General features: G+C 37.4%; 31 protein-coding genes and 2 pseudogenes. 17 read left to right on the top strand and 16 right to left on the bottom strand.

All coding sequences use genetic code 11. The annotated features are described in order from the left end of the window. The first annotated feature begins 70 nt into the window (after positions 1–70). From B4Z47_RS03165 to B4Z47_RS03145, 5 genes are all read left to right on the top strand, one after another. Positions 71–277 (top strand): hypothetical protein, encoded by a 207-nt coding sequence (locus B4Z47_RS03165; RefSeq protein WP_112376252.1) that lies wholly within the window; start codon positions 71–73, stop codon positions 275–277. A gap of 715 nt (positions 278–992) precedes the next feature. Continuing rightward, positions 993–1,499, top strand: a complete 507-nt coding sequence (locus B4Z47_RS03160; protein ID WP_286726780.1) for a hypothetical protein — start codon at positions 993–995, stop codon at positions 1,497–1,499. 252 nt (positions 1,500–1,751) lie between these two features. Further along, positions 1,752–2,867, top strand: a complete 1,116-nt coding sequence (locus B4Z47_RS03155; RefSeq protein ID WP_112376255.1) for a TlpA family protein disulfide reductase — start codon at positions 1,752–1,754, stop codon at positions 2,865–2,867. 227 nt (positions 2,868–3,094) lie between these two features. Further along, the gene (locus B4Z47_RS03150; RefSeq protein ID WP_286726778.1) at positions 3,095–3,850 is read left to right on the top strand and encodes a DUF6882 domain-containing protein; all 756 of its coding nucleotides are present in this window, start codon (positions 3,095–3,097) and stop codon (positions 3,848–3,850) included. Between the two features lie 175 nt (positions 3,851–4,025). Continuing rightward, positions 4,026–4,598: an SMI1/KNR4 family protein gene (locus B4Z47_RS03145; RefSeq protein ID WP_146753194.1), complete on the top strand. Its 573-nt coding sequence runs from the start codon at positions 4,026–4,028 to the stop codon at positions 4,596–4,598. Positions 4,599–4,857: 259 nt separating this feature from the next. Here the strand turns inward: B4Z47_RS03145 and B4Z47_RS03140 are convergent, their stop codons facing one another. From B4Z47_RS03140 to B4Z47_RS03125, 4 genes are all read right to left on the bottom strand, one after another. Beyond that, on the bottom strand, positions 4,858–6,072 hold the full coding sequence (locus tag B4Z47_RS03140) for a transglutaminase-like domain-containing protein (protein ID WP_286726777.1): 1,215 nt from the start codon (positions 6,070–6,072) through the stop codon (positions 4,858–4,860). Positions 6,073–6,123: 51 nt separating this feature from the next. After that, positions 6,124–6,414 (bottom strand): hypothetical protein, encoded by a 291-nt coding sequence (locus tag B4Z47_RS03135; RefSeq protein WP_286726775.1) that lies wholly within the window; start codon positions 6,412–6,414, stop codon positions 6,124–6,126. A gap of 110 nt (positions 6,415–6,524) precedes the next feature. After that, entirely contained in the window at positions 6,525–9,488 is a 2,964-nt protein-coding gene (locus tag B4Z47_RS03130; protein WP_286726774.1) for a response regulator, read from the bottom strand. A gap of 283 nt (positions 9,489–9,771) precedes the next feature. Further along, on the bottom strand, positions 9,772–10,563 hold the full coding sequence (locus B4Z47_RS03125; protein ID WP_204991090.1) for an SDR family oxidoreductase: 792 nt from the start codon (positions 10,561–10,563) through the stop codon (positions 9,772–9,774). A gap of 174 nt (positions 10,564–10,737) precedes the next feature. On the opposite strand from B4Z47_RS03125, the gene B4Z47_RS03120 reads away from it, so the two are divergent. Then, the gene (locus B4Z47_RS03120; RefSeq protein ID WP_286726773.1) at positions 10,738–11,052 is read left to right on the top strand and encodes a winged helix-turn-helix transcriptional regulator; all 315 of its coding nucleotides are present in this window, start codon (positions 10,738–10,740) and stop codon (positions 11,050–11,052) included. 244 nt (positions 11,053–11,296) lie between these two features. Here B4Z47_RS03120 and B4Z47_RS03115 read toward each other — a convergent pair whose 3' ends face one another. The 5 genes and pseudogenes from B4Z47_RS03115 to B4Z47_RS03095 all read right to left on the bottom strand — a co-directional run. Beyond that, entirely contained in the window at positions 11,297–11,686 is a 390-nt protein-coding gene (locus B4Z47_RS03115; RefSeq protein WP_046672983.1) for a DUF5856 family protein, read from the bottom strand. A gap of 192 nt (positions 11,687–11,878) precedes the next feature. Beyond that, positions 11,879–12,244: a response regulator gene (locus tag B4Z47_RS03110; protein WP_286726771.1), complete on the bottom strand. Its 366-nt coding sequence runs from the start codon at positions 12,242–12,244 to the stop codon at positions 11,879–11,881. Further along, on the bottom strand, positions 12,234–12,908 hold the full coding sequence (locus tag B4Z47_RS03105) for a sensor histidine kinase (protein ID WP_112376260.1): 675 nt from the start codon (positions 12,906–12,908) through the stop codon (positions 12,234–12,236). Before B4Z47_RS03105 ends, B4Z47_RS03110 begins: the two co-directional genes overlap by 11 nt. Positions 12,909–12,917: 9 nt before the next feature. Next, positions 12,918–13,304 (bottom strand): PAS domain-containing protein, encoded by a 387-nt coding sequence (locus B4Z47_RS03100; RefSeq protein ID WP_286726820.1) that lies wholly within the window; start codon positions 13,302–13,304, stop codon positions 12,918–12,920. A gap of 63 nt (positions 13,305–13,367) precedes the next feature. Continuing rightward, positions 13,368–13,763 (bottom strand): annotated as a pseudogene (locus tag B4Z47_RS03095) (PAS domain-containing protein); the annotation flags it as partial. A gap of 545 nt (positions 13,764–14,308) precedes the next feature. Between B4Z47_RS03095 and B4Z47_RS03090 the strand changes: the two are divergent. From B4Z47_RS03090 to B4Z47_RS03050, 9 genes are all read left to right on the top strand, one after another. Continuing rightward, the gene (locus B4Z47_RS03090; RefSeq protein WP_201639094.1) at positions 14,309–14,608 is read left to right on the top strand and encodes an alpha/beta hydrolase; all 300 of its coding nucleotides are present in this window, start codon (positions 14,309–14,311) and stop codon (positions 14,606–14,608) included. A 110-nt stretch (positions 14,609–14,718) separates the two neighbouring features. Continuing rightward, entirely contained in the window at positions 14,719–15,039 is a 321-nt protein-coding gene (locus B4Z47_RS03085) for an alpha/beta hydrolase (RefSeq protein WP_201303624.1), read from the top strand. Positions 15,040–15,287: 248 nt separating this feature from the next. Further along, a complete protein-coding gene (locus B4Z47_RS03080; RefSeq protein WP_070570577.1) occupies positions 15,288–15,731 on the top strand; it encodes a hypothetical protein in 444 nt (147 codons plus the stop codon). Between the two features lie 728 nt (positions 15,732–16,459). After that, positions 16,460–17,323: an SDR family oxidoreductase gene (locus B4Z47_RS03075; RefSeq protein WP_112376594.1), complete on the top strand. Its 864-nt coding sequence runs from the start codon at positions 16,460–16,462 to the stop codon at positions 17,321–17,323. Positions 17,324–17,572: 249 nt separating this feature from the next. Further along, positions 17,573–17,773 carry a hypothetical protein gene (locus B4Z47_RS03070; RefSeq protein WP_070570580.1) on the top strand — a complete coding sequence of 67 codons (201 nt, stop codon included), beginning with the start codon at positions 17,573–17,575 and terminating at the stop codon, positions 17,771–17,773. A gap of 6 nt (positions 17,774–17,779) precedes the next feature. Continuing rightward, a complete protein-coding gene (locus B4Z47_RS03065; RefSeq protein WP_070570582.1) occupies positions 17,780–18,460 on the top strand; it encodes a DUF421 domain-containing protein in 681 nt (226 codons plus the stop codon). Positions 18,461–18,912: 452 nt separating this feature from the next. Next, complete coding sequence (locus B4Z47_RS03060) at positions 18,913–19,035, top strand: hypothetical protein (RefSeq protein ID WP_256604652.1); 123 nt, start codon at positions 18,913–18,915, stop codon at positions 19,033–19,035. 391 nt (positions 19,036–19,426) lie between these two features. Next, complete coding sequence (locus B4Z47_RS03055; RefSeq protein ID WP_070570584.1) at positions 19,427–19,798, top strand: response regulator; 372 nt, start codon at positions 19,427–19,429, stop codon at positions 19,796–19,798. A gap of 195 nt (positions 19,799–19,993) precedes the next feature. Beyond that, a complete protein-coding gene (locus B4Z47_RS03050) occupies positions 19,994–20,407 on the top strand; it encodes a hypothetical protein (RefSeq protein WP_159333028.1) in 414 nt (137 codons plus the stop codon). A 138-nt stretch (positions 20,408–20,545) separates the two neighbouring features. On the opposite strand, the gene B4Z47_RS03045 is transcribed toward B4Z47_RS03050, so the two are convergent. The 6 genes and pseudogenes from B4Z47_RS03045 to B4Z47_RS03025 form a co-directional block, all read right to left on the bottom strand. Next, on the bottom strand, positions 20,546–21,037 hold the full coding sequence (locus B4Z47_RS03045) for an alpha/beta hydrolase (RefSeq protein WP_236560358.1): 492 nt from the start codon (positions 21,035–21,037) through the stop codon (positions 20,546–20,548). A gap of 27 nt (positions 21,038–21,064) precedes the next feature. After that, positions 21,065–21,364 carry a hypothetical protein gene (locus B4Z47_RS03040; protein ID WP_070570588.1) on the bottom strand — a complete coding sequence of 100 codons (300 nt, stop codon included), beginning with the start codon at positions 21,362–21,364 and terminating at the stop codon, positions 21,065–21,067. 82 nt (positions 21,365–21,446) lie between these two features. Beyond that, positions 21,447–21,638, bottom strand: a complete 192-nt coding sequence (locus tag B4Z47_RS03035; protein WP_286726767.1) for an SHOCT domain-containing protein — start codon at positions 21,636–21,638, stop codon at positions 21,447–21,449. Between the two features lie 24 nt (positions 21,639–21,662). Next, positions 21,663–21,770 (bottom strand): annotated as a pseudogene (locus tag B4Z47_RS24670) (TM2 domain-containing protein); the annotation flags it as partial. A gap of 364 nt (positions 21,771–22,134) precedes the next feature. Beyond that, a complete protein-coding gene (gene ilvD, locus B4Z47_RS03030) occupies positions 22,135–23,823 on the bottom strand; it encodes a dihydroxy-acid dehydratase (protein ID WP_286710005.1) in 1,689 nt (562 codons plus the stop codon). A 10-nt stretch (positions 23,824–23,833) separates the two neighbouring features. Continuing rightward, positions 23,834–24,403, bottom strand: coding sequence for a Crp/Fnr family transcriptional regulator (locus B4Z47_RS03025; RefSeq protein ID WP_070570592.1), 570 nt, complete (start codon positions 24,401–24,403; stop codon positions 23,834–23,836). A gap of 252 nt (positions 24,404–24,655) precedes the next feature. Here B4Z47_RS03025 and B4Z47_RS03020 point away from each other — a divergent pair, with 252 nt between their 5' ends. Continuing rightward, the gene (locus B4Z47_RS03020) at positions 24,656–24,907 is read left to right on the top strand and encodes a hypothetical protein (protein WP_159333026.1); all 252 of its coding nucleotides are present in this window, start codon (positions 24,656–24,658) and stop codon (positions 24,905–24,907) included. An 86-nt stretch (positions 24,908–24,993) separates the two neighbouring features. Here B4Z47_RS03020 and B4Z47_RS03015 read toward each other — a convergent pair whose 3' ends face one another. Beyond that, the gene (locus B4Z47_RS03015; RefSeq protein ID WP_286726766.1) at positions 24,994–25,503 is read right to left on the bottom strand and encodes a dihydrofolate reductase family protein; all 510 of its coding nucleotides are present in this window, start codon (positions 25,501–25,503) and stop codon (positions 24,994–24,996) included. A gap of 89 nt (positions 25,504–25,592) precedes the next feature. Between B4Z47_RS03015 and B4Z47_RS03010 the strand changes: the two genes are divergently transcribed. Continuing rightward, the gene (locus B4Z47_RS03010; RefSeq protein ID WP_070570596.1) at positions 25,593–25,934 is read left to right on the top strand and encodes a winged helix-turn-helix transcriptional regulator; all 342 of its coding nucleotides are present in this window, start codon (positions 25,593–25,595) and stop codon (positions 25,932–25,934) included. Positions 25,935–26,065 lie beyond the last annotated feature (131 nt).

Genomic DNA, 26,065 nt, shown 5'->3' with positions numbered 1-26,065 from the left:
AACGTATGCCATTGGTAAGCTGGCGCTAGAAAATTGAATCCCAATATAACAAATTATTAATAGTCTGTAAATGAAGTTATTAAAACGATATTTTGTGTTGATAGGGATGATCATTGCATTGATTTTTATGTACATTGCAATTTCGATTTATCCGGGTGGGACGTACCAGAATGAATCATCGATTGGATTTGATTGGTCAAAGAATTTTTTTAGTAACTTATTTGGAGAAAAAGCATTAAATGGAGCCGAAAACACGCTAAATACTGGGCATTTATAGGTATGTTTTTCTATTCCATAAGCTGTGCTGTATTTTTTGTTCGTATGTCAAAAAAAATTCCAAATACAACAGCGTCAAATTTCATAAAGTATGTTGGAGTACTTACCATGCCCTTTACATTTTTTATAATTACACGCTTTCATGATTTGATGTTGGCTATTTCAACTAATCTGTTTTATTCATGCGTGGTATGTATTACCGTATACGTGCTTAAATCTAAACTCACTTTTTTTAAATATTATTGCGTGTTATGTTTATTCATCTTTTATTATGCAACCTATTTGTATGTTACAGGACAGTGGGATTTGCTTTCATTGATACAGAAAATAAATAATGGCAGCACCATTGTATTGATTATAGGGCTTGAGTATTTTACGGATCAAACCGATTTTTCAAAAAGTATAGGATGACCTATATTTTTCAAGAATTGTTTAAGCATTTCATGTCCTGCAACCAGACTACAAATTTCGCCCGATAATTTTCTTTGTTTTCAACAATTTGGGTGCTAACTTATGACCTATAAAAGCATTAAAAATGCAAATCGATTCAATGGTAAAAAACTTCATTTGTTTAAACTTTTTATTGACAATATCAGGATTGGATTGGTTTAATATGATGACTTTGTTTTAGCTAGTGATCCTCAAAGTTTATTAATCATTGGAGCTAAAATAGGAGAATCCAAATAATCAACAAACAGAAACGGAGCACAAAGAAAATGAAAAAAAGAATCTATAATCTAATAGTCGCTGCCCTAATTTTTGGATTTTTCACGGATTGTCACCAAAAAGAAAATAAAAATTCAAATTTTAATAAAGAAAACAGGTTAACATTTACTGAAAAAGAGAGTACAGTGTATGTTGAGAAGTTTGATGATTTTCTTGTTCATTTCTTTTGTGACTCAATATTTCAAATGAGCAGAATAGATTTTCCACTCAGAGGCATGTCAACTGAGTTTGTTTTTAATGAAGAAAAAGCAAGAGATTCAGTAGGAAACTTCTTTTTCATTAAGGACAGGAAATTTTATTGGACTAAAATGAATTGGACCTTCATCCAGTCCGCTATTCTTAATAATGTTGAAGATTATTCCTTTTTAAAGAAGAAAGGAGATAATTATTATGAGATAACCTATCGGTCAAAGTTGGACGACATTGTTTTATTTTTTAGATTTCAATCTGTGTCAGGACATTGGTATCTAACATATTATAGTTTTGAATGGAACTAGATAAATGATCATTTGGGGAAGAGCAAATTAATAGAGCTTCTTTTGACCATCATCAAGGGAGACTTTTTCTCAATATTTATGATAGGATAGATTTCGTTCAATGAGGCTATGTGATTAGATGGGAACTGACAACCTATCTTTTCTTGATACTACAATGGTAATTTTCTAACCAAAGGATTAGTTTTTTGCAGATGAATTGCATTTGTGATCTATAACTAGTAATTTGATTAGTATAAACCTAATTTAATAGTTATGGGAAAACGGTCAACTGCATTATTGGCTATCGTTTCATTCTTGTTATCGATGCCTTTGATAATCTTAGGGCAGAGAAATAACGGCTTTATTATTCAAGGAAAGATCGACACTGTTCCGAATGCGAAATATAGAATTATGTATAGAAATAATGAAAAGAAAATAGATGATTCGTTACAATTATCTGCGGATCGAACGTTTACTTTTCATGGTAGTATTGGTGAGCCGACGCGGGTTAATTTTATTATTGATAATGATTTCAATCCACGACGTGTAAAAGATCAAATTGTTTACTCATTTTGGGTTTCGCCGGGGGATACGGTAGACTTTCATGGTCTAACAGGTTGGCTTGTGGGCCCTAAAAGCAATTTGAGAATAGATGATAGCAAATATGTATTGAAAGGTTCCACATTGGATAAGATAGCAATTACCTATGGCGAAAACCGAAGAGCCATCTATTTATCAAATAAAGACCAAGAAAAAGCGACCGGACTAGAGGACAGCATAATAAGCAAATTTATCCAAAGTAACCCTAACAGTTTCTATAGCTTGTACCTTTTGAACAAATCTTTTTCGTCCTTGAGTAGACACCCCGATTTGCTAAATACTTTGTATAACGCATTGTCAACCGAGCAAAAAAATAGCTTCACAGGCATACTTTTGAACAAAAAGGTAAAGGCTCAGCCTCAGCTTGAAATCGGCAAAAGTCTTCCCATATTTGAGCTTGCAAACGATAACGGCAATCTCGTTAGTCTTGAAGACTTCAGAGGTAAATATGTTTTGGTGGAGTTTTGGGCAAGTTGGTGCGGGCCATGCCGCAAGGAATTTCCCCTTTTGCAATCTTTGTATAGCGAATACAAATCAAAAAACTTTGAGATCCTGGCCGTATCGATCGATGAATCACGTATGGACTGGCTTACAGCGATAAATAATGAAAAGCTTTTATGGACTAATGTAAGGGACAAAGGGGGCTTTAGTGGTGAACTTTATCAGATTTTTGGTTTAAAAGGAGTTCCTGACAACTTTCTTTTAGACAAAGAAGGAAAGATTGTAGCACGAAACCTTCGGAGTAGTGAATTAAAAAAAGTATTGTATAAATTGATTTCGGACAATTAGTTATAGGAAGAAGCAAACGTTTATTATTCTAAAATGACATAGATGAGACTGCATTACATTGATTCAGGTTTATTCCATTGCGGGATACAGAAGAAAATTTTATTTTGATCAATAGATGCCATATCATTATATTGTCACTCTGATAGAAGCTGAAAGGCCAGATAGTCATTCAGTTTTAAGTAGTTAGAAATGTTGTAAAGACTGCCAAAAATAAAACATATACAAAGTTGGGAATAAATTACGGACAGTTTGCTGGTAAAAAGTGTCGTGAACTTATGCAAATCCAGGAAATATTTAGAGAACAATTGGGCATGGACGGCTATCAACATTGGTTTTACGATGCTGAACTTGCACTCTTGCGGTTATACAATGACGATAAAGATCAATTGTATTTCAAATATATTCCTATTGGTACTTTTTCACTTATATCAGAAACGTGGATGTGGAGTTGGTGCAATGACCATTGTATCGAGCCTAATAAGGATATCACATTTGCAGTTAGAGAATTTGGAATCAAAAACGATTACCGAAAATTGACAGATGGAACTTTCCCGGCCGATGAGTTCGATTGTTGGGAATTTGCGGCGATATCTTTTGATCTTTTGGGCGGCATCGGTGTGTATAGGGTTTCCACCGAAAAGCTCCAAAACTATTTTCTCATTATTGCCGTTTTGGAGGAAGATTCTCGGGAAGTTATCAATTTTAACCAAGCAAAAGTTGAATGCAAAATCCATGGACGATCGAGACCCGCATTCGTTTGTAAGCATCTAAACTTAGAGGATCCCAAAGGTTTTGAAAAGGCTTTTGAAACATATAGAGGGATGGAACTTGGTGACGAAGACGATTTTCAAGCTTGGTGTGATAAATGTGAAAAGGTCAGGCTCAGAAATAATGGTTGGAACGAAGATGCTGAGAAATTCGCAAATATCAAACTTATATGTGAAGACTGTTACTTTGAACTGAAAAGCTTTAATTGTCATTGAAATTGATGGTTATCACCTCAAGTATAGATGCTTTAAAACCAGCCTTACAAAATTATTAGCTATGTTAAAAAAATTATGATGGAAAATCTAGAAGAAATAAAGATAGATCTTTTTCAGTTTATAAGGGATAAGTCTAGAATGGATGGTGAACCTATGTGTACCAAAACAATCGTATATGAAATTTAGCAAAGAAAATTGGAGGCCTCATGAATATGAAGAATGGCTCGAATTAAACCTTGATCTGATTGGTAATTTAATTTCTGACAACAAAGTAGTAAAAGCTTTAAACGACGGTGTTCCAGAATCATTTGCTCCGTTTTCAAGTTTTAATAGGAAAGAGAGCTTTATATACTTTCAAACACTAAATGATTATTTCGATAAGAATTTTGAAAATGGTTTAGAATATATTGTATTTGGATCAGACGGAGCTGGGAATCCTTTTTGTATTAATAAATTAAACAACAGCGAAATTGTCCTTTTAGATTTTGAACTGGAGAAGATTGTCTCAACAAACAGAAACATAGATGAGTTTTTGGATTCAATATTGGCCTACAGAATGTTTATTAACGTTGTACAATCAAAATATGGTGCGGAAGCTTTATTTGATAACTTGTACAGGCAAGAGGATATTGAGACACTCAAACAAAAATTCTCAAAAATAAACGCTAATTTGCTATCAAGTTCGGAATTTTGGAAGCAGGAAATTGAAGAATTGATTGTAAATAAAAATGATAGTCCGACAAGTTGAATTTAAGCGTATGAAAATCTGCGATCAACAAATTGTGTTTATAAATACGCGGTAATGAAGGGCATTCACGTAAAGTCAAAGCCTTCGAGTCCGAGTGAGAAATTAAAATTCTATTTCGAAACGTTGCCAAATTATGATGAGCAATAATATGATAAAAAATGAACCACAAAAATCTAATAGCACTAATTTTCATTGTAGTAAGCCAATTAGCGAATGCACAATTTGCAAAAATCGTTAATAAAGACGGGTATGTTGTTATTTATTGCGGAGATCTCCAAAAGTAGGCGGGATCAAACGTAATAACGTTGTTTTTTAAATATTTGTTATTGCTTTTGTCAAACCCGCTTGGAACTAAAGAAATGTACTGCAGATTGGGGTCGGCAGGCCTATATCTACTTTCTGTGTTAAACTGGCTTTTATTCGTGCATTGAATCCAGTATAAATTTTTTGCCATATAATAATCCAGATACCAAAGTTTGCTTACTTTGGACTCTGCGTTTAGCTTGAGCGATTGATTATTTTTTAAATGCTCCCTAACTTCTTCAATGCTCAGTAAATTGTTGTTGTCGTCCATCACAAATGTACCATGGGAAGGATCCATCCACAGCCATTTTTTTAGAGTTTCAGCATATACGCTATTGATCACATGGCAATCAGTATCTTTGTCGTCTTTTGGCATGCATGTAACATAGCGTGACTTAAATCCCATAGCGAGGTACATTTCATTTAACGTCATCGCTTTGTGCCGACAGTTGATACCCTTTCCCGTTGCCTTGTGGTAGTTGTAAAAATCAATTGCGTCAAATTCACATAGCGCCCAATTGCTGCCGTCATATTTAATGCTATTTGCCACGAAAAACATGATATTACGGATTTTGGAAATTTCGTCGCCATTACCAGCTATCGAGTCCAGGTTGAAAAAATTTTTTACTGCTAATAAATTACGATCGCTCGCTACCTCGTAGGTAAATATCGGCAAAGAGTCACTATTTGCTGAAACGTATCCTCCTGATTGCTGCAACAGGGTTAATTTATCGTATTGCTTCAGTTGGACCAATGCTTTTACAAATTTGCTTTCCTTTCGAATATTATCTAGATCCTGATCATTTAAAGCATTACGATAGTCGGTATATCCCCACAAAATTGCCTTTTCAAAACTTGAAACAGCTTGTTTTTTTTGATTGAGTAATGATTGTAAACAAGCAAGGTTGTAGTTTATATTCGCATTGATTTCACTTATCGTAGTTCGATATTCCTGCTTTTCTTTTTCAGATAGCTGTAAGCTGTCCATTTTGGCCGATATGGCATTTAATACTGTGGCTGCTTTTTGATAATCCTTTGCCGGGTAATAATTATTATATTCCTGTTCTAACTTCTTAAAGTCTGAGAGGAATTTATGCCATGTCGTAGAAGCTGTCTGCGCGGATACACAGGTGGTCAATAGCATGAAAAGAAGAAGGTTAAATAGTTTCATTGGAGGTTTTTAGTTAAAGTAAATAGTTTTATTTAATACCGGCAAAATAACTCAGAGGATGCTATAAAACGCAGCTTTTGTGTTTGCTTCGAGCTCCTGTAGGCGAAATTGATTAAATACCGGTTCTCCCAAAAGAATCGTAAAAGATTCCCCTTGTTTATTTGAAATGCCTTCAAAAATTTCAATCCACCATAGTGGAATATCATTGATCGATGTACCGAATACTTTTTCTGCAGGTGAATGCAGCGGTATTGTAATACTGTAATTTTCCAAATTGACGGTTTTATAATTTTTGTTGTGATAACCAAAATTAAGCGTTAGTATCCAGCCTAAGCTTGACATAGCACATGTATTAACAATTATCTTATCAGCATTTTGGTGGACGATAAATTATATATGACGCGATAATATGAACTCATTTATATGCTAAGCACGCCCATTTTCTATAATTATTAAACACTAATATATTTTTTGAGTACTTCGAGAAGGTCTGCCCGCCGTATTGGTTTGGGAAGAAAGTCGTTCATTCCGGATTCAAGACATTTTTCTTTTTCTCCCAGCACATTTCCGGCGGTAACACCTATGATCGGGATGTGTTGATATCTTGACAGCATTCTAATATGTTGTGTCGCCTCAATACCACTCATTATCGGCATCTGTACATCCATAATAATAAGGGAAAACTGCTTTTTCCTGCATTCTTCCAAAGCTTGTAAACCGTTTGCAGCTTCCGTTAAATGTATGTTGGGAGCTAGAGACTTCATTATCCTATTGTTCAGGACCATATTTACTGGGTTATCATCAACCAAAAGCACATCTAATTCCCGTGCAAATGCATGCGAATCTTTTTCTGGCTGATCCTGAATAATTTCTAATACAGTACTTCTGTCTACCTTTTTTAGGGTTTTGTATAGATCATGTGATTTTATAGGCTTCAACAGCAAATGTGTATTTTCTATTTTTCTAACTGAAGTAAGTATATCCAGTTCTTCCGAAGAAGAAGAAAGTACTATAAATGGAGCGATCTCCTTTCGCTGATTTAACAAGCCTTTTATTTTCTCAATTGTTTCCAATCCAGACATGATAGGCATATGATAATCCATCAAAATCACATCAAACCGCTCACCCTTCAACATGATATCCAGTGCTTCCATGCCGTTAGAAGCCAATGTGGATTTGATATTTTTATAGGTAAGCATGTGTTCAAGGATAATCCTGTTGCTTTCATTATCATCTACCACTAATGCCGTTTTAATAGCCGTTTCATCTTCTTCCTTCCATTCAGACTTTTCGTATGGAACCGTGAGATCGAAGAAAAATACAGATCCGCTGTCTATCTCGCTGTTTAGAGATAAATGACTCCCCATATAGCCCAAGATATTGTTTGAGATCGTTAGCCCTAGTCCCGTACCGCCAAATCGCTTGCTGATTGAACTGTTTTCTTGGGTAAAGGCATCAAAAATATATTTCTGTTTCTCAACAGGAATGCCGATTCCTGTATCTCTTACCGAGAAACGCAAAGCAATCGTATGATCATCCATGCGCAATTTCTCTACTTTTAGTTCGATCTCACCCTTTTCTGTGAATTTCACAGCATTCCCTAGCAGATTGATCAAGATCTGTTTTAACCTGGCTTCATCAATAAAAAGTGTTTTCGGGAGGCCCGGCTCAACGTTGAGAAGAAGTTCGATGTTTTTTTTCTGGGATTGATAAAGAATCACGTTGATGACTTGACTTAACATATCATACAAGTCACTTTTTTCGATCAAAAGTTCCATTTTTCCGGATTCTATTTTAGAAAAATCCAGTATATCATTGATGATGCTGAGCAGGTTTTCTCCTGATTCGTTGATGTAATTCAGATATTGTGTTTGTGTTTCATTCAGCGGTGTACGGAGGAGGAGGTCTGAAAATCCAATAACTCCGTTCAAAGGCGTACGGATCTCATGACTCATATTGGCCAGAAATTCGGATTTTGCCCTGCTGGCTATATCCGCAGTTTCCTTAGCGCTTTTCAGTTCTTCGTTTATTTTTACGGCATTTGTAATATTCTGTATGGAAATAATTATACCTCCAACCTCATCTTTTGTAAGATACCATGGCCCGACTTTAAGGTCGTAATGCTGAATTTCTTCTTTACCTTCCACCTTTACCGCAAAATCCCCATCGATGTACGTTTCTCCCAAAAGCGCACTCCTGTAAATTTTTTTTCTTTCTTCTGGAATATTAGGCGATATTGTAAATAGATTATTGCCGATAAGATCGACATTATTCATATTAAATTCATCTCGCCATCTACTACTTACAGCAACGTAGTTAAGGGCTTTGTCCAACATTGCCAATGGAATAGGAACATCGGTGGCAAAAGACTGCATCATAGCCTCCTTCTCGGCAACCTCTAGAAACATTTTTTTGAAGGCATCAATGTCCTGAATAATTCCAAAAACCCTGTGGCATATTTCATTTTCAAATTCGGGAATACCCTTTATCCTTACCCAAATCGTAACGCCGTCATTACGCATGAGTTGCAGCTCCTCATCAAAAGAAATTCCTTGTTGTACTGCTCTGTCAAATAGATATTCTATTCGCTCTCTATTTTTTCCTTCGTAAAATCCAAGGGCATTTTCAAAAGTTGGTTGGAAATTAATGTTAGTTTTATGAATTTCTCGCACACTTTGAGACCAAGTGAGTTTTCCGCTTTTCATATTGACTTCCCAGCCTCCCACTTGGGCAACCGCACTTGTTTCCTCGAGCATTTCCTTCGTATAAAACAGATCTTTTTCCAACCTGTCCCGGCGCATTATGTCAGATTTTAGTTGAATATAGACGAAAATGGTGACACCGATTGCCGCAACTGCAGAAAATATAATGAACAAAACGGTCCGTTTGGTGGAGTTATTCAGGTCTTCATTTTTTATAGCAAGCTGATTTTCTCCATGTTTTACAAATTCCTGAACAAGCATTCGACATTTATCCATGATCTGCTTGTTTTGTTCAAGCTCTTCTGGGGTCATTAATATACCCTTTTTACGATTATTAATCAGCGAGGCATATTCTTTCATCAGCAGGTCTGAGGTGTGCCGCAGTTCATGAAAGATATTAATTTGGAGTTTATCTTTAAGATTAAACCTTTCTTTGTCAGCAATAAGCAGGGGATATTCTTTCCCGCTTTTATCCAACGGTTCAAGAAATTCTTCCTTGCCGGTAAGCTGGTAACCCCGATTGCCAGTTTCAGCATTTAACAGCGTGTTTAAAATATCCTTTATTAAACTGATAGATTCCTTCGTTTTTAAGAGGCTTTGCCTACTTTCCATCTGCTTATGTATGCTAATATAAGAGGCTATAGAACCCGTAATCAGCAGTATTAAAGAGAGCATTACACCGATCTGAAGATTTCTAATAATTTTTTTTGGCATAGGATGGTTGTTTACTGTTAAGATACTAAAAAAGTAAATAATTACCCCAGATTTCCTATTGAATACTTTGAATAATAATCCAAAGGTGGACAATGCTACTATCGGCGCCAATAATATATTGCACTGTTAAGTTGTTATTTTCAGATATTTAATTCGATCATTAAACAACTGGAAATGATATCTCAAAACTTCGCATAAGCACCACTGTCAAATTTGTTTTGTGCTTTCAGGAGTTCGGAGATAATGTTTGGTAAATTCATATTTTCAAATCTTAGGAAGATTATTAAATGGTTGGTAATGTTCCGCCGTCAATTACGTATTCTGTCCCCGTTAGATAGCTGGCTCTTGGTGAAACTAGAAAGCCAACAAGTTCAGCTACCTCTGCAGGCTCTGCAGGTCTCCCGAAAGGGATCCCGCCCAGTGCATCCATTACGCCCTGTTGCGCCTCTTCTATAGTACTGTTCGAATTTCTTGCAATTTCGCCTAGCCAGGCTTCAGATGCGGTGGTATTGATCCAGCCAGGCGAAACCGTCAGTATGCGGACACCTTTAGGAGTAACCTCGTTCGATAAGCTTTTGCTGTAGTTCCTCAATCCAGCCTTTGCCGCTGCGTAAGGTAATGTTGAATCATATAAGGGTAATTTGCCCTGAATAGAAGCAATGTGGATGATCACACCGTTTTTGCGTTCTATCATCTGCGGTAAAAAGCTCCTATCTAGACGGATCGGAGCCAAAAGGTTAGCTTGCAGTGTCGATTCCCAATCCTCATCACTTAACACAGCAAATCCTCCTGCGGGGGTAGAAGATCCGCCAAGGTTGTTTACCAAGATGTCTAGTCTACCATAGCTCGAAAGCACTCCGCTCACCACTTTTTGAGCCCCTTCTGCTGTACTCAGATCGGAAGCAATGAAATGCAGCTTGCTGTTTTCCAGGTCGGGGACGTTTCTTGCGGTAATCACAACTGTTGCTCCAGCTTGTAATAGTCTTTCCGCGATTGCTCTTCCAGTGCCTTTTGTACCCCCTGTTACCAAGGCAATCTTGTCTGATAATTCGTTGTTGAAATTAAATTGTTCCATTTTTACAAATTGTTTATAGGACAAAATTGAGGTATAAAACCAGCCTGTGCAAGTACGGCATTACGATTCATATAGGGATAAATTTTTCCCCTATTGTACAAATCGGAACATACCTTTAATTTTGAAAATATGTATTAGAGAAAAATAATTCCGAACCTAAATTGCGGTCTCGACTTGATAGGTGAAGTGCTTTACGGAAAATGGAAAATACGCTTGCTCTGGTTTATTGACCAGGGACATAAAAGACCGAGTGAATTGCAGCGTAAGATACCAGACGCCTCCAGACGGGTGCTGAATATACAGCTGAAAGAACTGGAAGATCATGAGGTAGTCATGAAGAAAATATATCCTGTCGTTCCTCCAAAAGTTGAATATTCGCTTACAGATTTAGGGATGAGTTTAATACCCATAATTTCCGCATTAGGACAGTGGGGTGATCAAAACGAAGATAGACTGCGGACAATAATTTTAAAAAGAATTTTAGGATAATACCCCTAATTGCTCTAGTCGGTAAAGTATTTTAGTTTATACAAAATTTCTCTTTTATTTTCTTGCAAAGAGCAAGAAAATAAAATCATTAAAAAATGCAGTAATCAAGACGTTGGCTAGTAAAAATAGCGTGCTATTATTTTTGTTACTGGAGGGGAGAGCAATTGGTTACTCAATTTAATCTATAAAAAACGGCCGAATATAGGTTCGACCGTTACTCAGGAAAAGCTCCCGAACATGGGCATTACTCCAATCTTTTTAATCTGAACAATAACTGTTGGACAGCTTCTTGCGCATCATCAATAATGGATTGTGAGAAGTTTTCCTTAAAAAGTCCTTCTCGTTTGTTTTCAACTTGCTTGTAAAAATCCTCAATGTATTTGATGTAATTAGCCGGTTTTGACGTTTGGGGAATCACGATATCAAGTGTACCTTCCAATGAAAAAGTGGTTTCCACCAGTCTGTCTGTAATATCAATAAGAGACTCAATCGCTTGGTCTAAAGAAATATGAGCCTCATAGCTCCCTTTTCCTGTTATCGACCAATGGGTCAGCTTCAATGCGTTTCTGAATGAAATCATTTCACCTAAAAAGTTCGCAATTTCCTGTTTTGAGTTCTGTTGTTTTTTTGCCATGATATTTTACTTTATTTAAGTCACATTTTTGATTATTATAACAACAACCTAGTGGTCAAAGTTTCTAATTTATTAGAAAAACCGCTAGTGATCAAGAAATCAAGGATATCCGGATTTTCGACTGTATAGTTTTGTGTGCCAGTAGGGCCTACCCAACGAAGTCGGACGAAATTACGAGATTGTACTATACTTTTAACTAGCCAATACGTCGTGAATACTGGATGTAATTTCATTTAAATCAAAAGGTTTCGCAATAAATCCGTTTGCGCCAAGTCCTTCGGCAACATCGCGACCATCTACACTGGCGGATAGAACAAGGATAGGTATATTTTTGATTTCGGGTGTATTGCGTATGATTTTAATCAGCTGGTCGCCCGAAAGCACGGGCATCCAGAGATCCAATAACAAAAGATTTGGCTGATATGCTATGAGCTGTTTGGTCAGATTTGTACTGTTTGTTTCGCTTAAGACCTGGTAACCCTCCAGATCCAAGAATAATTCCAGCATCTCAACAATGCCTTGGTCATCGTCACGGATCATTATTTTCTTACTTTTCATCGTTTTCTGTCCTCATTATTGGTAATGTGAAATTAAAAGTAGAACCTTCTCCGGGTTCGCTTTCTACCCAAAGGGTTCCGTTGTGATGCGTTATGATCTCGTGCGAAACATACAGTCCAATACCTAATCCCGGAAATTTCTTTTGGGTATGGCCGGCGCGAAAGAAGCGCTCAAATATTTTTTGCTTGTCGACATTTGCTATTCCCATGCCATAGTCTCGTACAGAGATCTTGACAAAATTGGCAACCCTGTGAATGGCAACGTCGATTCTATTTGAACCCGGTGAATATTTGATCGCATTGGACAACAGATTATTGATTACCTGAATAATTTGTAATTCATCGCCGCTAACTGTAGCATCTGTGGAGCCTAATAGGTTTATTTTGTAACCAGGTACACCTACCATTATATTGTCAATGGCTTCCCGAATTGTATGATCTATGGCAAATGGCTCCATGTGGAGCTCAATATGGCCAGACTGTATTTTTGAGGTGTCTAGTAATTTAGTAATCAATATATTCAGTCGATCTATATAGGCCGAAATTTTATCCAGTGTACTGACAAATTTATTGTCGGAATGGTCTATACTAAGTCGTTGCAGAATCTGTACAAGCCCCTTAATGGTCGTTAGGGGCGTCTTTAGTTCATGACTAGCGACGGACAAAAAATCGTATTAAAGTAGATCCTGTTCTTTTTTCTCGGTGATGTCTTCAATGGCGATCAGGATACGGTCTTTATATTGCCCTTCAAACTCTATGCGATAGGCATTTAATAGCATCACTTTGCGGCCGATATGCGGAAATACATGTTCTACTTCGTAATCAATTACGGGATTGCTGGTTGGTAAAATATGCGTAAGAAGTTCCTTCAAGGAGGGGATATCCCATTGCTTATTGCCCAGATCAAACAATAATTTTCCTACAGTCTCTTCTGAGGAGACGTGAAATGATGTTAAAAAATGTTTATTTGCACTCAGCACAATATAATTGCCATCGAGTACTAGAAGACTTTCGCGAACCGTTTCAATCATGCTCGAGAGGAAGCTTTCCTTCTCCTGCAATTCTTTGGTTCGTTGCTGTATTTTGATCTCAACATTGTTTTTTTCCTCCCGGAGTTCGTGTTCGGCCTTTTTACGCGAGGTAATATCATTTTGAACACCAATAAAGTGCGTCACCTGGCCGGCCTCATTCTTCACAGGTGAAATGAAAAGCTCATTCCAAAAAAGTGTTCCGTCTTTGCGTTAATTGCGAATTTCGATCTTACATTCTTCACCATTTTTGATACAATCTTTGAGGATGTAGCGTTCAGGTTGAGAACGATCCTGCGCTTGCAAAAAGCGACAATTGTGACCGATAATTTCATCGTGTGAATAACCACTGATGTTTTCAAAGGCCTTATTGCAATAGATAATCGGATTATCATGCTGCAAATTATCGGTGATAATAATGCCTGAATAAGCAGAATTTAAAGCCTTAAGATATATATTTAATTCATTAATGCCTGACGCACGTTTTCCCATATAGTGTTGTATTCCAAATATCGTTGTCCAATTTAATCTATAAAACTAAAACCAATGAAAAACAGCCTGTTTTTTTTGAAAAACACGTATAAATCCGCGTCAGGAGTTTAGCTAGCACGTGGTACTGTACACCAAACAACATAAACTGAGTGTTGGTAACATATGCTAATATTGCCTAAAATATTACATACAAATTTGTTAGTAACGTACATTCAGCGGTATATTGTAGTAAATGTATGACTTCTAGTTAATTTTACTTGAAATTTTGATAGCCTACCAAAAAGATTCTCGGAATACGCGTGATACCGGCAATGATTTTCTATAAAAACATAAATCATAGTAAAGAAATGAATACAACTAAATTGACTCCTGAAATAATTAAAATAATTGAAAACCTGAACAAGCTTCATGTGTTTGACGGCATAAATTCATTAGAAATAAAGCTGCAAAGGATATGAGGCAATGGCATTCGGCTCAGCGGCAAAAAAGAAGCAGTGAAAATGTTAGAAGAATTTAATATTCGTAGCAAGAATCACGAAATTCCTGTGAGAATACACCGACCCAATGAAATTATAAATGAAAAATCACCGGCCATCATTTATCTTCATGGCGGTTGGTTTATTTCTGGAAGTTTTGAGACGCACGATGCTATTGTCTGTCAATTGGCCAACGCTACGGGTTGTGCCATTGTTTTTGTGGACTTTCGACTGGCGCCAGAGTATCCTTTTCCGGCTGGTTTCGATGATGCTCAATCAGCGACTGAGTGGATCGTTAATAATTCGGACTCTTTAAACATCGATAAAACTATGATTGGAATTATTGGCGACAGTGCGGGGCAGCTTTAACCGTAGGAGTTTCGACAAGGCCTGGTGAGCATTTGAGGTTTCATGTGTGATTTATCCGGCAGCTGATAATCAATTAAGTACAGTCAAAGAAAGACTATCAAAATGGTCCGATTATTAATAAGGAGGAAGGAATAAAAGCCTGGAATTGGTATCTAACCGACCAAATGGATCAACAGAACCCCATAGCAATTCCTCTTTTGATTGAATATTTTAAGAATACGCCTCCAACGTTGATTTTATTGACTGAGCACGATCGGTTGCGGGATGAAGGAAAACAATTGGCAGAGAATATGAAAACCTCCGAAATTCCAGTCAAAATTACTCATTACAAAGAGATTGCCAATGGTTTTTTGCATATGGGAGCTGTTTTAAGAGAAACCAGAGAAGCTTTTCGGGACATCGCAGCATTCACAAAAGAAAACTTAAAATAATCTTCCGAAAAAGTTACTTCAATATCGTGTAAGGTATTTCTGAAACCGTCCTCAACAAGGGCTAGCATATGACCATACGATCGATTTGCCAGTTCTGAACAAACTTCTCCGGACTGTCCTGAAAGCTTAATACATTGTAGCAAAAATTTCTTCTGTGGATTTGATTAAACGATTTTAGGTTGTCCATTGTTCTCAGAATAACTGTACAAAAACAGTACAAAAAAGGTTGAAAACGTAAAAAGCAAAATATGAATGGATTTAATAAAAATATGTTGGGCGGATTGATCGGTGCGCTCGTACTCAATGTGGTCCATAGTGCTGCCAAGAGATTCGATCCCAAAGCTCCAGAAGTGGATAAAGTGGGCGAAGAAGCGATGCAGAAAACGGTGCGCTTTGCTGGATTTAAACCGCCAAAGGGCAATGCATTGGTGGCGGCAACTTTTGGGGCAGATGTAGCTTCCAATGCCATGTTATATACCCTCATCGGATATGGAGGTCAGAAAAATATGCTGCTCAAAGGAGCGTTGCTCGGAACGGTAGTTGGTCTGGCAACACTGACTATTCCAGAACAGGCCGGACTGGATGCCAAGCCAATAAAAAAGACTGATCGTACCAAGTTTATGACCTTGGCCTGGTATGTGATCGGAGGAGTGGCCGCTGGTCTAGCCATGAAAGCGATGAGCAAGAGTTAGGAAAGACTAGAGTTGGTAAATTTATCAGATTACATTGTTCAATGCATGCCCCTTTAAGCGCCAATCTAAAATGAAAAAACATCTTTTTTGATCTAGATCATCGTTTTAAGCCGTCGGGAAAATTGAAATTTGAATAGCTTTCAATAAGGGAAGTCTATCAGATTAAAAGTAATTAACGAAATAGGAATAGATAGTTTTATCGCTACCGGAGCATATGATGGTGGGTTGAGTTCAGCGGAAAATATAACAGCAATGAAAGCCCTATTGTCAAAGATAGCGTTTGCAGATCAGGCAGGATTGCATGTCTTCGGGCTCGGGGAGCATCATAGAAAAGAATTTTTAGATGAATCAAAGCCAGTAGGAGTAGCTCGTCATCTTTAGTATTTCCTGCAAATTCAGCTATTTGGATTGCATTGCTATAGTTCACGTAAAAGGACTTACAGGTGACCAGGGATTATTGACCACCGGGTTTTGTATTTAAGTATGAGAAGGCTTTAATTGAAGATAAGGCAAAAGCAATAGCGCAAATGTAGATAGCTCAAACCTTTTAGACTTTGGCTTTGTTCACTTTATGGATGAATCGGTTAAACTCTTTCGCAAAATGCCGATTACATCAATTTATCAATAAAGGTTATAAAAGATTACCGAAACTTTAGGACTTTGCCATTTGCACTGACCCTTACACATTTTGGAAATCAGCTATGTCTGTCATTATTTTAAAAAATGGTATGAAAAAAGCAGCAAGTAAAAAGATTCGACCGTTGCAAAAGCAAAAGCGACCCGGATTAGAAATAAATATGACACCAGTTCCTGACACTTCGCCGTTAAAGTATCCTGCAGAAGGAAAATTGAAAAATAAGGTAGCATTAATTACTGGAGGAGATAGCGGCATTGGGAAAGCTGTAGCTTTGTTATTTGCCAAGGAGGGAGCTGATATTGTTATTGCCTATCTTAGTGAAACAAAAGATGCAAAACAAACCCAGAAAGAGGTTGAATCCTTCTCAAGAAAATGTACGCTGATTAAAGGTGATTTGGGAAAAGAAAATCACTGTAAAAAAGTAATTGAATTTACGATAAAAACGCATAAGAAAATTGATATTATCGTTAATAACGCGGGGCTACATTGGCAAACAGAATCAATTGAAGAAATTACCACTGAACAGTTACACAAGACTTTTCAGAATAATTTCTATTCCTATTTCTGGATTACGAAGTATGCCATGCCTTATCTTAAGAAGGGGGCAAGTATCATTAATACATCCTCGGTGACTGCATATCGAGGCAGTCCAAAGTTGATCGATTATTCTGCAACAAAAGGTGCAATAATTTCTTTTACACGAAGCTTGTCAGCAAATCTTATGGATAAAGGAATTAGGGTCAATGCTGTTGCGCCCGGTCCGGTATGGACTCCATTGATAGCATCTTCATTTGATCCTAAAAAAAACTCCGAATTTGGAAGCGACTCCCCAATGGGAAGGGCAGGAATGCCAAATGAAATTGCACCAAGCTTTCTATTTCTAGCTAGCAAAGATTCACATTTTATGAGCGGTCAAGTTTTACATCCCAATGGCGGAGAAGTCGTCAATGGTTAACCAATGAATAAGTCACAATCAGATCTGCAAGTCGTCAATCGACATAAGGCTTTCAGTTTTTCAAAATGTTCTCTACTATGGGGTGACTGCCCCGCCAATGAATGAATGACTCGAGCTAGCTAAATTTGTTGACAAAGTATTATTCTTTAATAAGTACAGATTTGTTGTACGAATTGTTGCTGGAATTAATATTAGTTTGAGAAACAGGCGGTTTTCTTATTCTCTTTCCGCTCGTCGGCGACCTTAACCATGATTCATATACCTGTTGTCGTATGGATACAGTCGCAAATTGAAGATATAGATCGGAATGAAATAATTTTAGCGGGATTGTTTCCATCATTGAAGATTGATACCTTATGTATGTTGTTTTTGCCAAGTGATGAACTATTGCGACCGGAGGAATGTTTAGGATTGAATGGCGGCGGCTATAGTAAGATTTTTGAATTTTAAAAGGTTATGATTGATATACAAAAAATATTTGCAGAGGGGGTGGAAAGCTCCTTTCTTATTGAAATAGGTGCGAGAACAATTATAATGTTTCTTCTAATATTGATCATTCTAAGGCTTTCGGGTAGAAGGGGAGTTCGGCAGTTAACTCTTTTTGAGGTTGCGATTATAATCAGTTTGGGCTCAGCTGCGGGAGATCCCATGTTTCAAGAAGAAATACCCATCTTTTATGCGATTGTTGTCTTTATATGTGTAATCTTTGTCTATAAGTTGGTAACCTGGATTACCTCCCGATCAGAGAATATTGCCCATTTATTGGAAGGTAAAGTTTTACCTGTAGTTAAGGATGGCGTATTTGATATAAAACATGAAAATGATAATACCTTTTCGCGTATGGAATTTTTTTCTGAACTGAGAAATTTAAATGTCGAACATTTGGGGCAGGTTAAGGAAGGCATTCTAGAAGTCGATGGAACATTAAGCGTTTTATTTTATGCTGATAGTGATGTGAGGTATGGGCTACCATTATTCCCGTCTTCTTTCAAAAAGGTTGATGTAATGAGTGCTGAAGGGCCATTCGCATGCATGTATTGCGGCCATGTCGTATTTAGTTTTAAGAACGAATCAAAGGCATGTCCAAGATGCAATAAAACACAATGGAGCAAAGCCTTGAATTCAAGAAGAGTATAGAAGAATAATACCATGTATTATTTAAACAAATTATAGGGTGAAAAAATTTGACCGTTTTTATTTGAAGCTTTTCTGTGAACACACGATCAACATCAATCAAGGCGCAGAATCCACAATAAGCTATTTAATGGCCCGGGTTAAGATGGCGGATTATATGAATGAACCTGTTCGTTAGTGTATTTAAAAAACTTGATGCCTGATTGTCAATTATTATGCGTACATTTATTACTGCGATCTGCTATTCATCTTAACCCATTCAGTAGATCCGATATGATAAATACACTTGTTTTATCTCTAAATTCTCCACGATATACCTTTCGGAAATTTTCAGTTCAACAACTAGCAGCTTGCGTACTTCAAAGAGTAAATACGATTCAGCTTAATATTATTCCTTCCGATCAATCTTAGCTATTGAAAGTAAAAGGACCATCACTTTATAAAATCCATACATCATGAGTAAAGACATTAAAAAGGAAAAAAGCACCAAAGAGAAAGCACAATCTTCTTATCAAAAGGAAAAAGATGGCTCCTCTAAAGAGTTAACGGATAATGTTTTCCGTAAAAAAAAGAAATAGGCAATCGAAAAGGTAGCTTATTTTTTGCACTTGCACAAGGCAGATTATTTTGAAGCGGGTATACAGTCTGGATTATCACCAGGCTTTTGCTCGCTTTTTTAATTTGCAAAGCTGAATGATATACCCATTGTTTTGACAACAAAATGAGTTTCATCACAAAGCGATGTTTTTATACGTCTTCGTCTGAATATACACGTGAAGTATGGGTAATGACGTTTGAAGTAGAACCAAATATATTCGATGGGCGTTCAATTTTAAAAAGCTCTAGGGCCATAGACTTACTCAATGGAAGAGCTCATTAAGAGCTAATCAACAATCAAGGAAGGTGGATCTTATGCCTAAGATCCATTTTTTAATAAGTGATGAAAAAAATATTTCTTAAAAAAATAAGATGAAAAAGACAATAGTAGTGTGCGATGATGATAAAGAAATACTAAATGCATTTTCCTTGGTATTAGAGAATCATTATACGATTGTTATATCTGTAGCAAACAGTTTAGTCCTGACGGAAGTGTTGGATACTATGAATGCTGATATACTCTTTTTGGACATTCATATGCATGCACGGAATGGTGACATGATACTGCGTGATCTCAAGAGTTCAGCTAAATATGATAAGCTGCCTGTGATTATGATGTCAGGTCATATCGACGGAAGAAGAATCTCTTTGGAATGTGGGGCCGAGGGTTTTCTAGCAAAGCCTTTTGAACTTACTGATCTGGAAAACTACATACGAAGATTTGTTTATGAAAGTGAATCGTAATGCCCAATCGTCACAATATAGCTTGCCGGCACTATAGTATTCTGAAGGCAAGAACAATGACGTCGGAGGCGTATATATTTGCTCTCCTGATCAGATGGTACTCTTATTAGACTTTGCGACATACCACTATATATTTAGCTACAAAATTACCGAAGTATGTCGCGCCACTTCTTACTCATATTAAGCAGCCTATATATGAGGCTTCGCTTTGATACGGATGTGCCTGAGTTGTTTTATCATCATGGAAAACGCCAGGTAGTGGTAGTTCGGGCCAAGAAATACAGCCTTTGGCATATTTATCTCAATAATGCTTATGTAGGAAGTATTCAGTATGACAGTAAGCAGTTCAATTACCACCTCGTAGATAATTGCTTACTGACCGATGATCACGTGCAAAAGTATAGCCATGATACAACGTGGGGAATTAAAGTGGATAAAGGACGATATTCGATGAAAAAGGATATAAAGTTCGAATGTGACGTGTGTGGTCAAAAGCAAGTGGTTGAGGTTTCTGTTTTGCATGGCGGTGGAACCTTGCAAATTATGATTGATCGGTTTTTTTATAATGGATGTAGATTTTCGCAATGGCGAATGGGTAATGCTATGTAACAATACGAGCTGGTTGACAATCGATGAACTTGCTATTATCCTGTTAATCTAATTACACTCAGTGCTATTGATGGAATACAAAGAAATAATTGTCAATAAAATTCCACAACATGACCACGAAAACACTCCCAATTTTTGCTACGTAAAATGACAAATTAGCCTTCTCATTAAGCAGATATAATACGATTTGTTTGCTCCGGTAAATCCAGCGGATTCAAAGGTCGAGACAAATACAGACAGTTCGCTTTCTTCCATCAGAGGCTTGCCAATTGGTTCTACTGCTCTCGCGGGATTGATCATGAGCATGCCGGGATCAGGTCGAGCGGGAGGGATATCCTTGCGGAATATGTTCCGCAGGAACCGGTGTACGTTTTCATTCATTATGGCATCTGCAATTCCGATCTGCTTATTGAAATGAACAAAGTAGAAGTCTTCTCCAAATAGGATTTCCATCAGTTCAGTCCATGGTTGTTCTCCGCGCTCCTGATAAGGCAGCGCTAAGTTTATTATTTTATTTACCCGTTCAGGATACAATAGTGCGAGATTCCACACCACATTAGCACCCCAGTCATGACCGACGAAGGTAGCATCTTTGTATCCGAAATGATCAAGTAGAGCGGATAAGGTCAGCAGTCAAGTGCTTTATGTTATAATCCGTTACTTCAGTTGGGCAGGATGAGTTACCATAGCCACGTTGATTTGGGACAATGCCGTAGGTTGATTATTTTCGCTAAAGCCTATGCTGAAATTCTCATTAATTGGAACGAGATCGATTATGGGACAAATTTGATTTGTTTGGCTGACATAATTTTTGTCTTGAAATGATCCTTTAAAGTGAAACCACCGACTATAGCGATGGTCACCAAGCTCATCATTGTAATAATGCCATACTTCACATTCTTTTTTATAACCAATTCCCAAATCTTCGAATAAAAGTTTGATTTCATATTGCCTCATTTAACCGTTATAAAGGTGCCATTTGATGCCCTATTTTTCCAGGTCATAGCTAATAATGTCTCTCTTGACATTCATCAATCCTTTACAGCAGTTTAAGTTTTGCATCCTCAAATTCTGCTTGTGTAATCATTCCTTTTTCCATCAATCCATGTAATCGTTCTATTTCAGTCGCAGCATCTTTTTGGGTAATGGGGGAGATAGGCACATAATTATGAACGACGGGTTGTGAAAAATATACGCGGTTGTATTTTAAATCAAAATTCTCTTTGCGCATTGTTAGAAAAGCAATAAAGTCGATCAATGCGATAAAAGCAGGTATAAGCGTCCAACAGAAAAGGAGATAAAGGAAACCTAATCCGGTCTGCCCTAGGTAAAATCTATGTGCACCAAATACTCCAAGAAAAATGCCATTAAAGCTGCGGTTGTTTTATCTTTCATATGTTATTGATTAATGCGGTTTGTATTGTCTTTTCAAACCTAAGGATTGCCTGTTAGACATTCTTACGGTTTTCCGTAACCGATCCCACTTTCAAACCAATATCTTAGCCTTACAGCTTGTAATAATCTAGATAGTTAAAATTGACCAACATATTCATTCAGAATAAATAATGTATAGTAGGCTTTGGTATTAACCTTGCCCGATTGAAAAATAGCATGCCATGATGGTAACCACCACCAGTTCTGTTCTTTTTCTGTTACCTTCCTTATTTGCCTAAATACATTAGAATTTGGCTATCACGTCAATTTGCTAAGCTGAAACGATTTTATTTTCAAAAATCACAATTTAATATGGCACCACTACTAGCATTGCCAACAAGCTGCCGATATTGACTCAACCATTTAGAATTTAGTTTTTTTCTGATCGGAATAAAGCCTTTTCTTCGCAATTGAATCTCATCTTCGCTAATGTCAGCTGAAAGCATATGTTGGTCGATATCAATAACGATATAGTCTCCGTTTTTTAGTAATCCAATCAATCCACCTTCAGCAGCCTCAGGTGAGACATGTCCAATAGCTATTCCGCGGGTAGCTCCGCTGAATCGGCCATCTGTTACCAACGCTACAGAACTGCCCAATCCCATCCCCATGATCAGGCTAGTAGGTGTCAACATTTCCTGCATCCCCGGGCCACCTTTGGGACCTTCGTAACGGATCACCACAACATCTCCAGCTTTGATCTCACCGGCAAGGATGCCTACTATGGCCTCTTCTTGACTATCATAGCAAACCGCAGTCCCGCTAAAATTTTTTTCGCCAGTGATTCCTGCAGATTTTACAACAGCTCCCTGCTCTGCAAGATTTCCGAATAGAATCGCCAATCCTCCAACAGGACTGTATGGATTATTTATTGTATGTATGATTGTTGCATCTTTGATCGCTGCATTGGCAATCTTTTTGAATAACATTTCGCCACTGATCGTTATATTATCCTGAAGGACATGGTTGTTGCGCTTGGTCATTTCGTTCATTACAGCGTTTACTCCTCCGGCGCGATGGACGTCTTCCATGTGGACGGTGCTTAAACTGGGCGATATTTTTGCAATGTGCGCTACTTGATCTGATATTGAGTTAATGTCCCTAAGCTGAAAATCTATTTCCGCTTCGTGAGCTATAGCAAGCATATGAAGGACAGTATTGGTACTACCGCCCATGGCCATATCCACTGCAAAAGCATTCTGGATGGCTTTTTCATTGATGATGTTTTTAAGTTTGAATTGTTTGGAAAGCTGATCGTCTTTGGCGATTTCACAGATCCTTCTGGCTGATTCCCGATATAGATTTTCACGCTCGGGTGTTAATGCCAATATGGTTCCATTACCAGGTAGTGCTATACCCATAGCTTCCATCAGGGTGTTCATGGAATTTGCTGTAAACATACCCGAGCAACTACCGCCACTGGGGCATGCATTACACTCGATGTCTTTGAGCTCTTCGTCACTGATTAATCCTGCTTCGTGTTTGCCTACAGCCTCAAAAGCTGTAGACAGGTCAATGGCAGTGCCATCTTTGATATACCCTTTTCTCATGGGGCCTCCACTGACAAAGATTGTAGGCACATCTACACGTAGCGCACCCATAATCATGCCGGGTACAATCTTATCGCAGTTAGGGATAGCTATCATAGCATCCAATTTGTGTGCATTCATGACGCTTTCAATTGAGTTGGCAATCAATTCTCGGCTGGGGAGCGAGTACAGCATTCCATCGTGTCCCATAGCAATACCATCGTCAATACCGATCGTGTTGAATTCAAAAGGAATACATCCGTTTGCCTTGATTTCGTCTTTAATGATCTCAGCAACCTTATTCAGAAAAAAATGTCCGGGTATAATTTCGATAAAGGAATTTGCCACTCCAATAAAAGGCTTATCAAAATCGTTATCATTTACGCCTGTGGCCCGAAATAGGGCTCTATGGGGAGTACGTTGGTATCCCTTCTTTACTTCGTCGCTTCTCATTTTTTATTAGTTAAATAGTAGATTTTAACCTACTTAGTGTTTCGGGTGATATCGCCAGATAAGCCGCAAGGTTAGCATTAGACAAACGCTGTATGAGTTCGGGATTATTTTTCAATAGATCGCGATAACGTTCTTTAGCAGTTTGGGTTAATAAGCTGCTGAGCTTATTATTAACAACAGTTAATCCATATTCGAGGATGTAGATATAAAAATTGTCCCAGCCGGGCATATTTGCTCTCAAAAAGATAAAATCAGTGTTGCTGATGCTTAGGACCTCCGTATCTTCTACGGCTTGGATAAATTCTGTAGCTGGCTGTCTGGAAATGAAGCTGACGATAGAGGTTAGAAAAGTATGCTCAAAAGCCATGAATCGGGTTGCCGTTGATAGTTCGTCATTGCGAAAATATAGGCGCAGACAGCCCTTTCCGACAAAGAAAAGATAGTCTGCAATGGAACCTTCGTTGAGCAGATGGTCATTTTTCTTTATCGATTGGGGTTTAAAATAAGTTAGGGCCTCCGTTAATTGCTGTTCGTTTAACAACGCTTTTTCACGTAACAATTGTAATAGTTGCTCTCTCATCGCTTATTATTTATAGGTCAAAGATGCACTTTATATTAGGATATAGTCGTTGACATTGGTCAAAAACGTCAACGATTTATTAAAGTTTTATTCTCCTTTGGGATAATGGAAATTTGGTAAGTTTAGAGCAAATACAACATTGAAATATGCACCAATTATTTCTTTGTTAGGTGCAAAAGCTGTTCGTTTGACCACAGCTCACCAAAAAAAAATAAAATCCATTTCAAACTAATTGATACCTTAGGAAATGTCGTGCGTGAAAGAACGAGGAAAATTAAGCCCGAACCGCAAAACTTTGCTTCTTTCAGAAATACCGACCTTGACATCTATGTATTAGTTAATAGATTCTTTACCGAGACTATTTGCTTTGCACTAGATAACCATGGTGATTTAGTCGTGCCGAGTGAGTCGACAGCTGGCGGTTTTCTTATTCTCTTTCCGCTCGCCGGCGCCCTTAACCATGATGTATATACTTATCGTCGTGTGGATTCAGTCGCCAATTGAAAGATATAGATCCGAAAGAAATAATTTTAGCGGGTTTGTTTCCGTCATTCAACTATTTTTGAAAGACATTTTTGGTCTGCTGATATTCAGTCTTCTTTAGTTAGATACAATTGAAGAAAACCGTTTTTAAGCTTCTGTCCTTTGTACTTGAACGTTGAACTTAACTCCTCATTGTTTGCTAAAATTGCTCCTGCTCCAGTGATTATAGGGCTGACGTTAAAATAAATATCGGTAACCAAATTCTTGTCAAAAAAAGCGTTGAAAGTACCTGCTCCGCCTCCAACGGCTATTTCCCGCACTCCCTTTGCAGACATATATGCAATTGCCTCTTCAGGACTTGCTACAGTCTTGTAGCCATCAGCCGTATAAGATTTATCAACCAATACGATGATTTCTATGCCATTAAAATGTTCTTTTACTTGAGCTGGAAAATTTAGAAAATTTTCAAATGTTTTCAATCCTATCACTACATTTCCAATCCGTTTTACAAATTGTATGTAAAATTCCATTGCTTCCGGTGGCAGTTTATGATGCGGATTATCGGATATCAAAATTCTTCCATTAGCCGAAATATTTGCGATTACTGTTACTTTCATAATGATTTTCTTTAAATTTTTGTACAACAAAACTATTGGATATTCAATATATATTTACTATTCATTACCTTTAGGAAAGTAACTATCTTATGAGCAATAAAAATATTGGTAAAGAAACTATATTGGCATTAAAAGATGGCATTGAATTGCTCAGTGGTAAATGGAAATTTTGTATCCTACACAATTTGCAGAAACACGGCCCAATGCGGTTTAAAGATCTGCAAGAGATGGCTCAGGGAATATCCCCAAAAGTTCTATCCAAGGAACTTCAGGAATTAGAAGATAATTTACTGATTAGTAGAACGGTTAATGACACCAAACCTGTAACTGTTTCTTATGCGCTCACCGCCTATGCTAAAGAAACGGAGGAAGTTGCCAATGCTTTAATTAAATTTGGTCTAAAGCATAGAGATAAAATTAAAGCAAAATGAGGTTTCTATTTTAACAGCTCATTTGGGGAAGTTTGGAGCCTTCTCTATGTAACAATACAAATAATTACTCCTTAATCTTATTAAGTATTGGTGAATAATGCTTATCTTTAAACTAATGTTATTTATCCTAT

This window comes from Sphingobacterium sp. UBA2610 (genome assembly GCF_002339225.1).
Classification (GTDB): Bacteria; Bacteroidota; Bacteroidia; order Sphingobacteriales; family Sphingobacteriaceae; genus Sphingobacterium; species Sphingobacterium multivorum.
This window is presented reverse-complemented; position numbering and strand designations above follow the sequence as displayed.

Excerpts from the sequence above, each read along its gene's own strand:
- B4Z47_RS03165 (WP_112376252.1), top strand. The coding sequence starts at position 71 with ATGAAGTTATTAAAACGATATTTTGTGTTGATAGGGATGATCATTGCA.
- B4Z47_RS03160 (WP_286726780.1), top strand. The coding sequence starts at position 993 with ATGAAAAAAAGAATCTATAATCTAATAGTCGCTGCCCTAATTTTTGGA.
- B4Z47_RS03155 (WP_112376255.1), top strand. The coding sequence starts at position 1,752 with ATGGGAAAACGGTCAACTGCATTATTGGCTATCGTTTCATTCTTGTTA.
- B4Z47_RS03145 (WP_146753194.1), top strand. The coding sequence starts at position 4,026 with ATGAAATTTAGCAAAGAAAATTGGAGGCCTCATGAATATGAAGAATGG.
- B4Z47_RS03140 (WP_286726777.1), bottom strand. The coding sequence starts at position 6,072 with ATGAAACTATTTAACCTTCTTCTTTTCATGCTATTGACCACCTGTGTA.
- B4Z47_RS03135 (WP_286726775.1), bottom strand. The coding sequence starts at position 6,414 with ATGTCAAGCTTAGGCTGGATACTAACGCTTAATTTTGGTTATCACAAC.
- B4Z47_RS03130 (WP_286726774.1), bottom strand. The coding sequence starts at position 9,488 with ATGCCAAAAAAAATTATTAGAAATCTTCAGATCGGTGTAATGCTCTCT.
- B4Z47_RS03125 (WP_204991090.1), bottom strand. The coding sequence starts at position 10,563 with ATGGAACAATTTAATTTCAACAACGAATTATCAGACAAGATTGCCTTG.
- B4Z47_RS03115 (WP_046672983.1), bottom strand. The coding sequence starts at position 11,686 with ATGGCAAAAAAACAACAGAACTCAAAACAGGAAATTGCGAACTTTTTA.
- B4Z47_RS03110 (WP_286726771.1), bottom strand. The coding sequence starts at position 12,244 with ATGAAAAGTAAGAAAATAATGATCCGTGACGATGACCAAGGCATTGTT.
- B4Z47_RS03080 (WP_070570577.1), top strand. The coding sequence starts at position 15,288 with ATGAATGGATTTAATAAAAATATGTTGGGCGGATTGATCGGTGCGCTC.
- B4Z47_RS03075 (WP_112376594.1), top strand. The coding sequence starts at position 16,460 with ATGAAAAAAGCAGCAAGTAAAAAGATTCGACCGTTGCAAAAGCAAAAG.
- B4Z47_RS03070 (WP_070570580.1), top strand. The coding sequence starts at position 17,573 with ATGATTCATATACCTGTTGTCGTATGGATACAGTCGCAAATTGAAGAT.
- B4Z47_RS03065 (WP_070570582.1), top strand. The coding sequence starts at position 17,780 with ATGATTGATATACAAAAAATATTTGCAGAGGGGGTGGAAAGCTCCTTT.
- B4Z47_RS03060 (WP_256604652.1), top strand. The coding sequence starts at position 18,913 with ATGAGTAAAGACATTAAAAAGGAAAAAAGCACCAAAGAGAAAGCACAA.
- B4Z47_RS03055 (WP_070570584.1), top strand. The coding sequence starts at position 19,427 with ATGAAAAAGACAATAGTAGTGTGCGATGATGATAAAGAAATACTAAAT.
- B4Z47_RS03050 (WP_159333028.1), top strand. The coding sequence starts at position 19,994 with ATGAGGCTTCGCTTTGATACGGATGTGCCTGAGTTGTTTTATCATCAT.
- B4Z47_RS03040 (WP_070570588.1), bottom strand. The coding sequence starts at position 21,364 with ATGAGGCAATATGAAATCAAACTTTTATTCGAAGATTTGGGAATTGGT.
- B4Z47_RS03035 (WP_286726767.1), bottom strand. The coding sequence starts at position 21,638 with ATGCGCAAAGAGAATTTTGATTTAAAATACAACCGCGTATATTTTTCA.
- ilvD (WP_286710005.1), bottom strand. The coding sequence starts at position 23,823 with ATGAGAAGCGACGAAGTAAAGAAGGGATACCAACGTACTCCCCATAGA.
- B4Z47_RS03025 (WP_070570592.1), bottom strand. The coding sequence starts at position 24,403 with ATGAGAGAGCAACTATTACAATTGTTACGTGAAAAAGCGTTGTTAAAC.
- B4Z47_RS03015 (WP_286726766.1), bottom strand. The coding sequence starts at position 25,503 with ATGAAAGTAACAGTAATCGCAAATATTTCGGCTAATGGAAGAATTTTG.
- B4Z47_RS03010 (WP_070570596.1), top strand. The coding sequence starts at position 25,593 with ATGAGCAATAAAAATATTGGTAAAGAAACTATATTGGCATTAAAAGAT.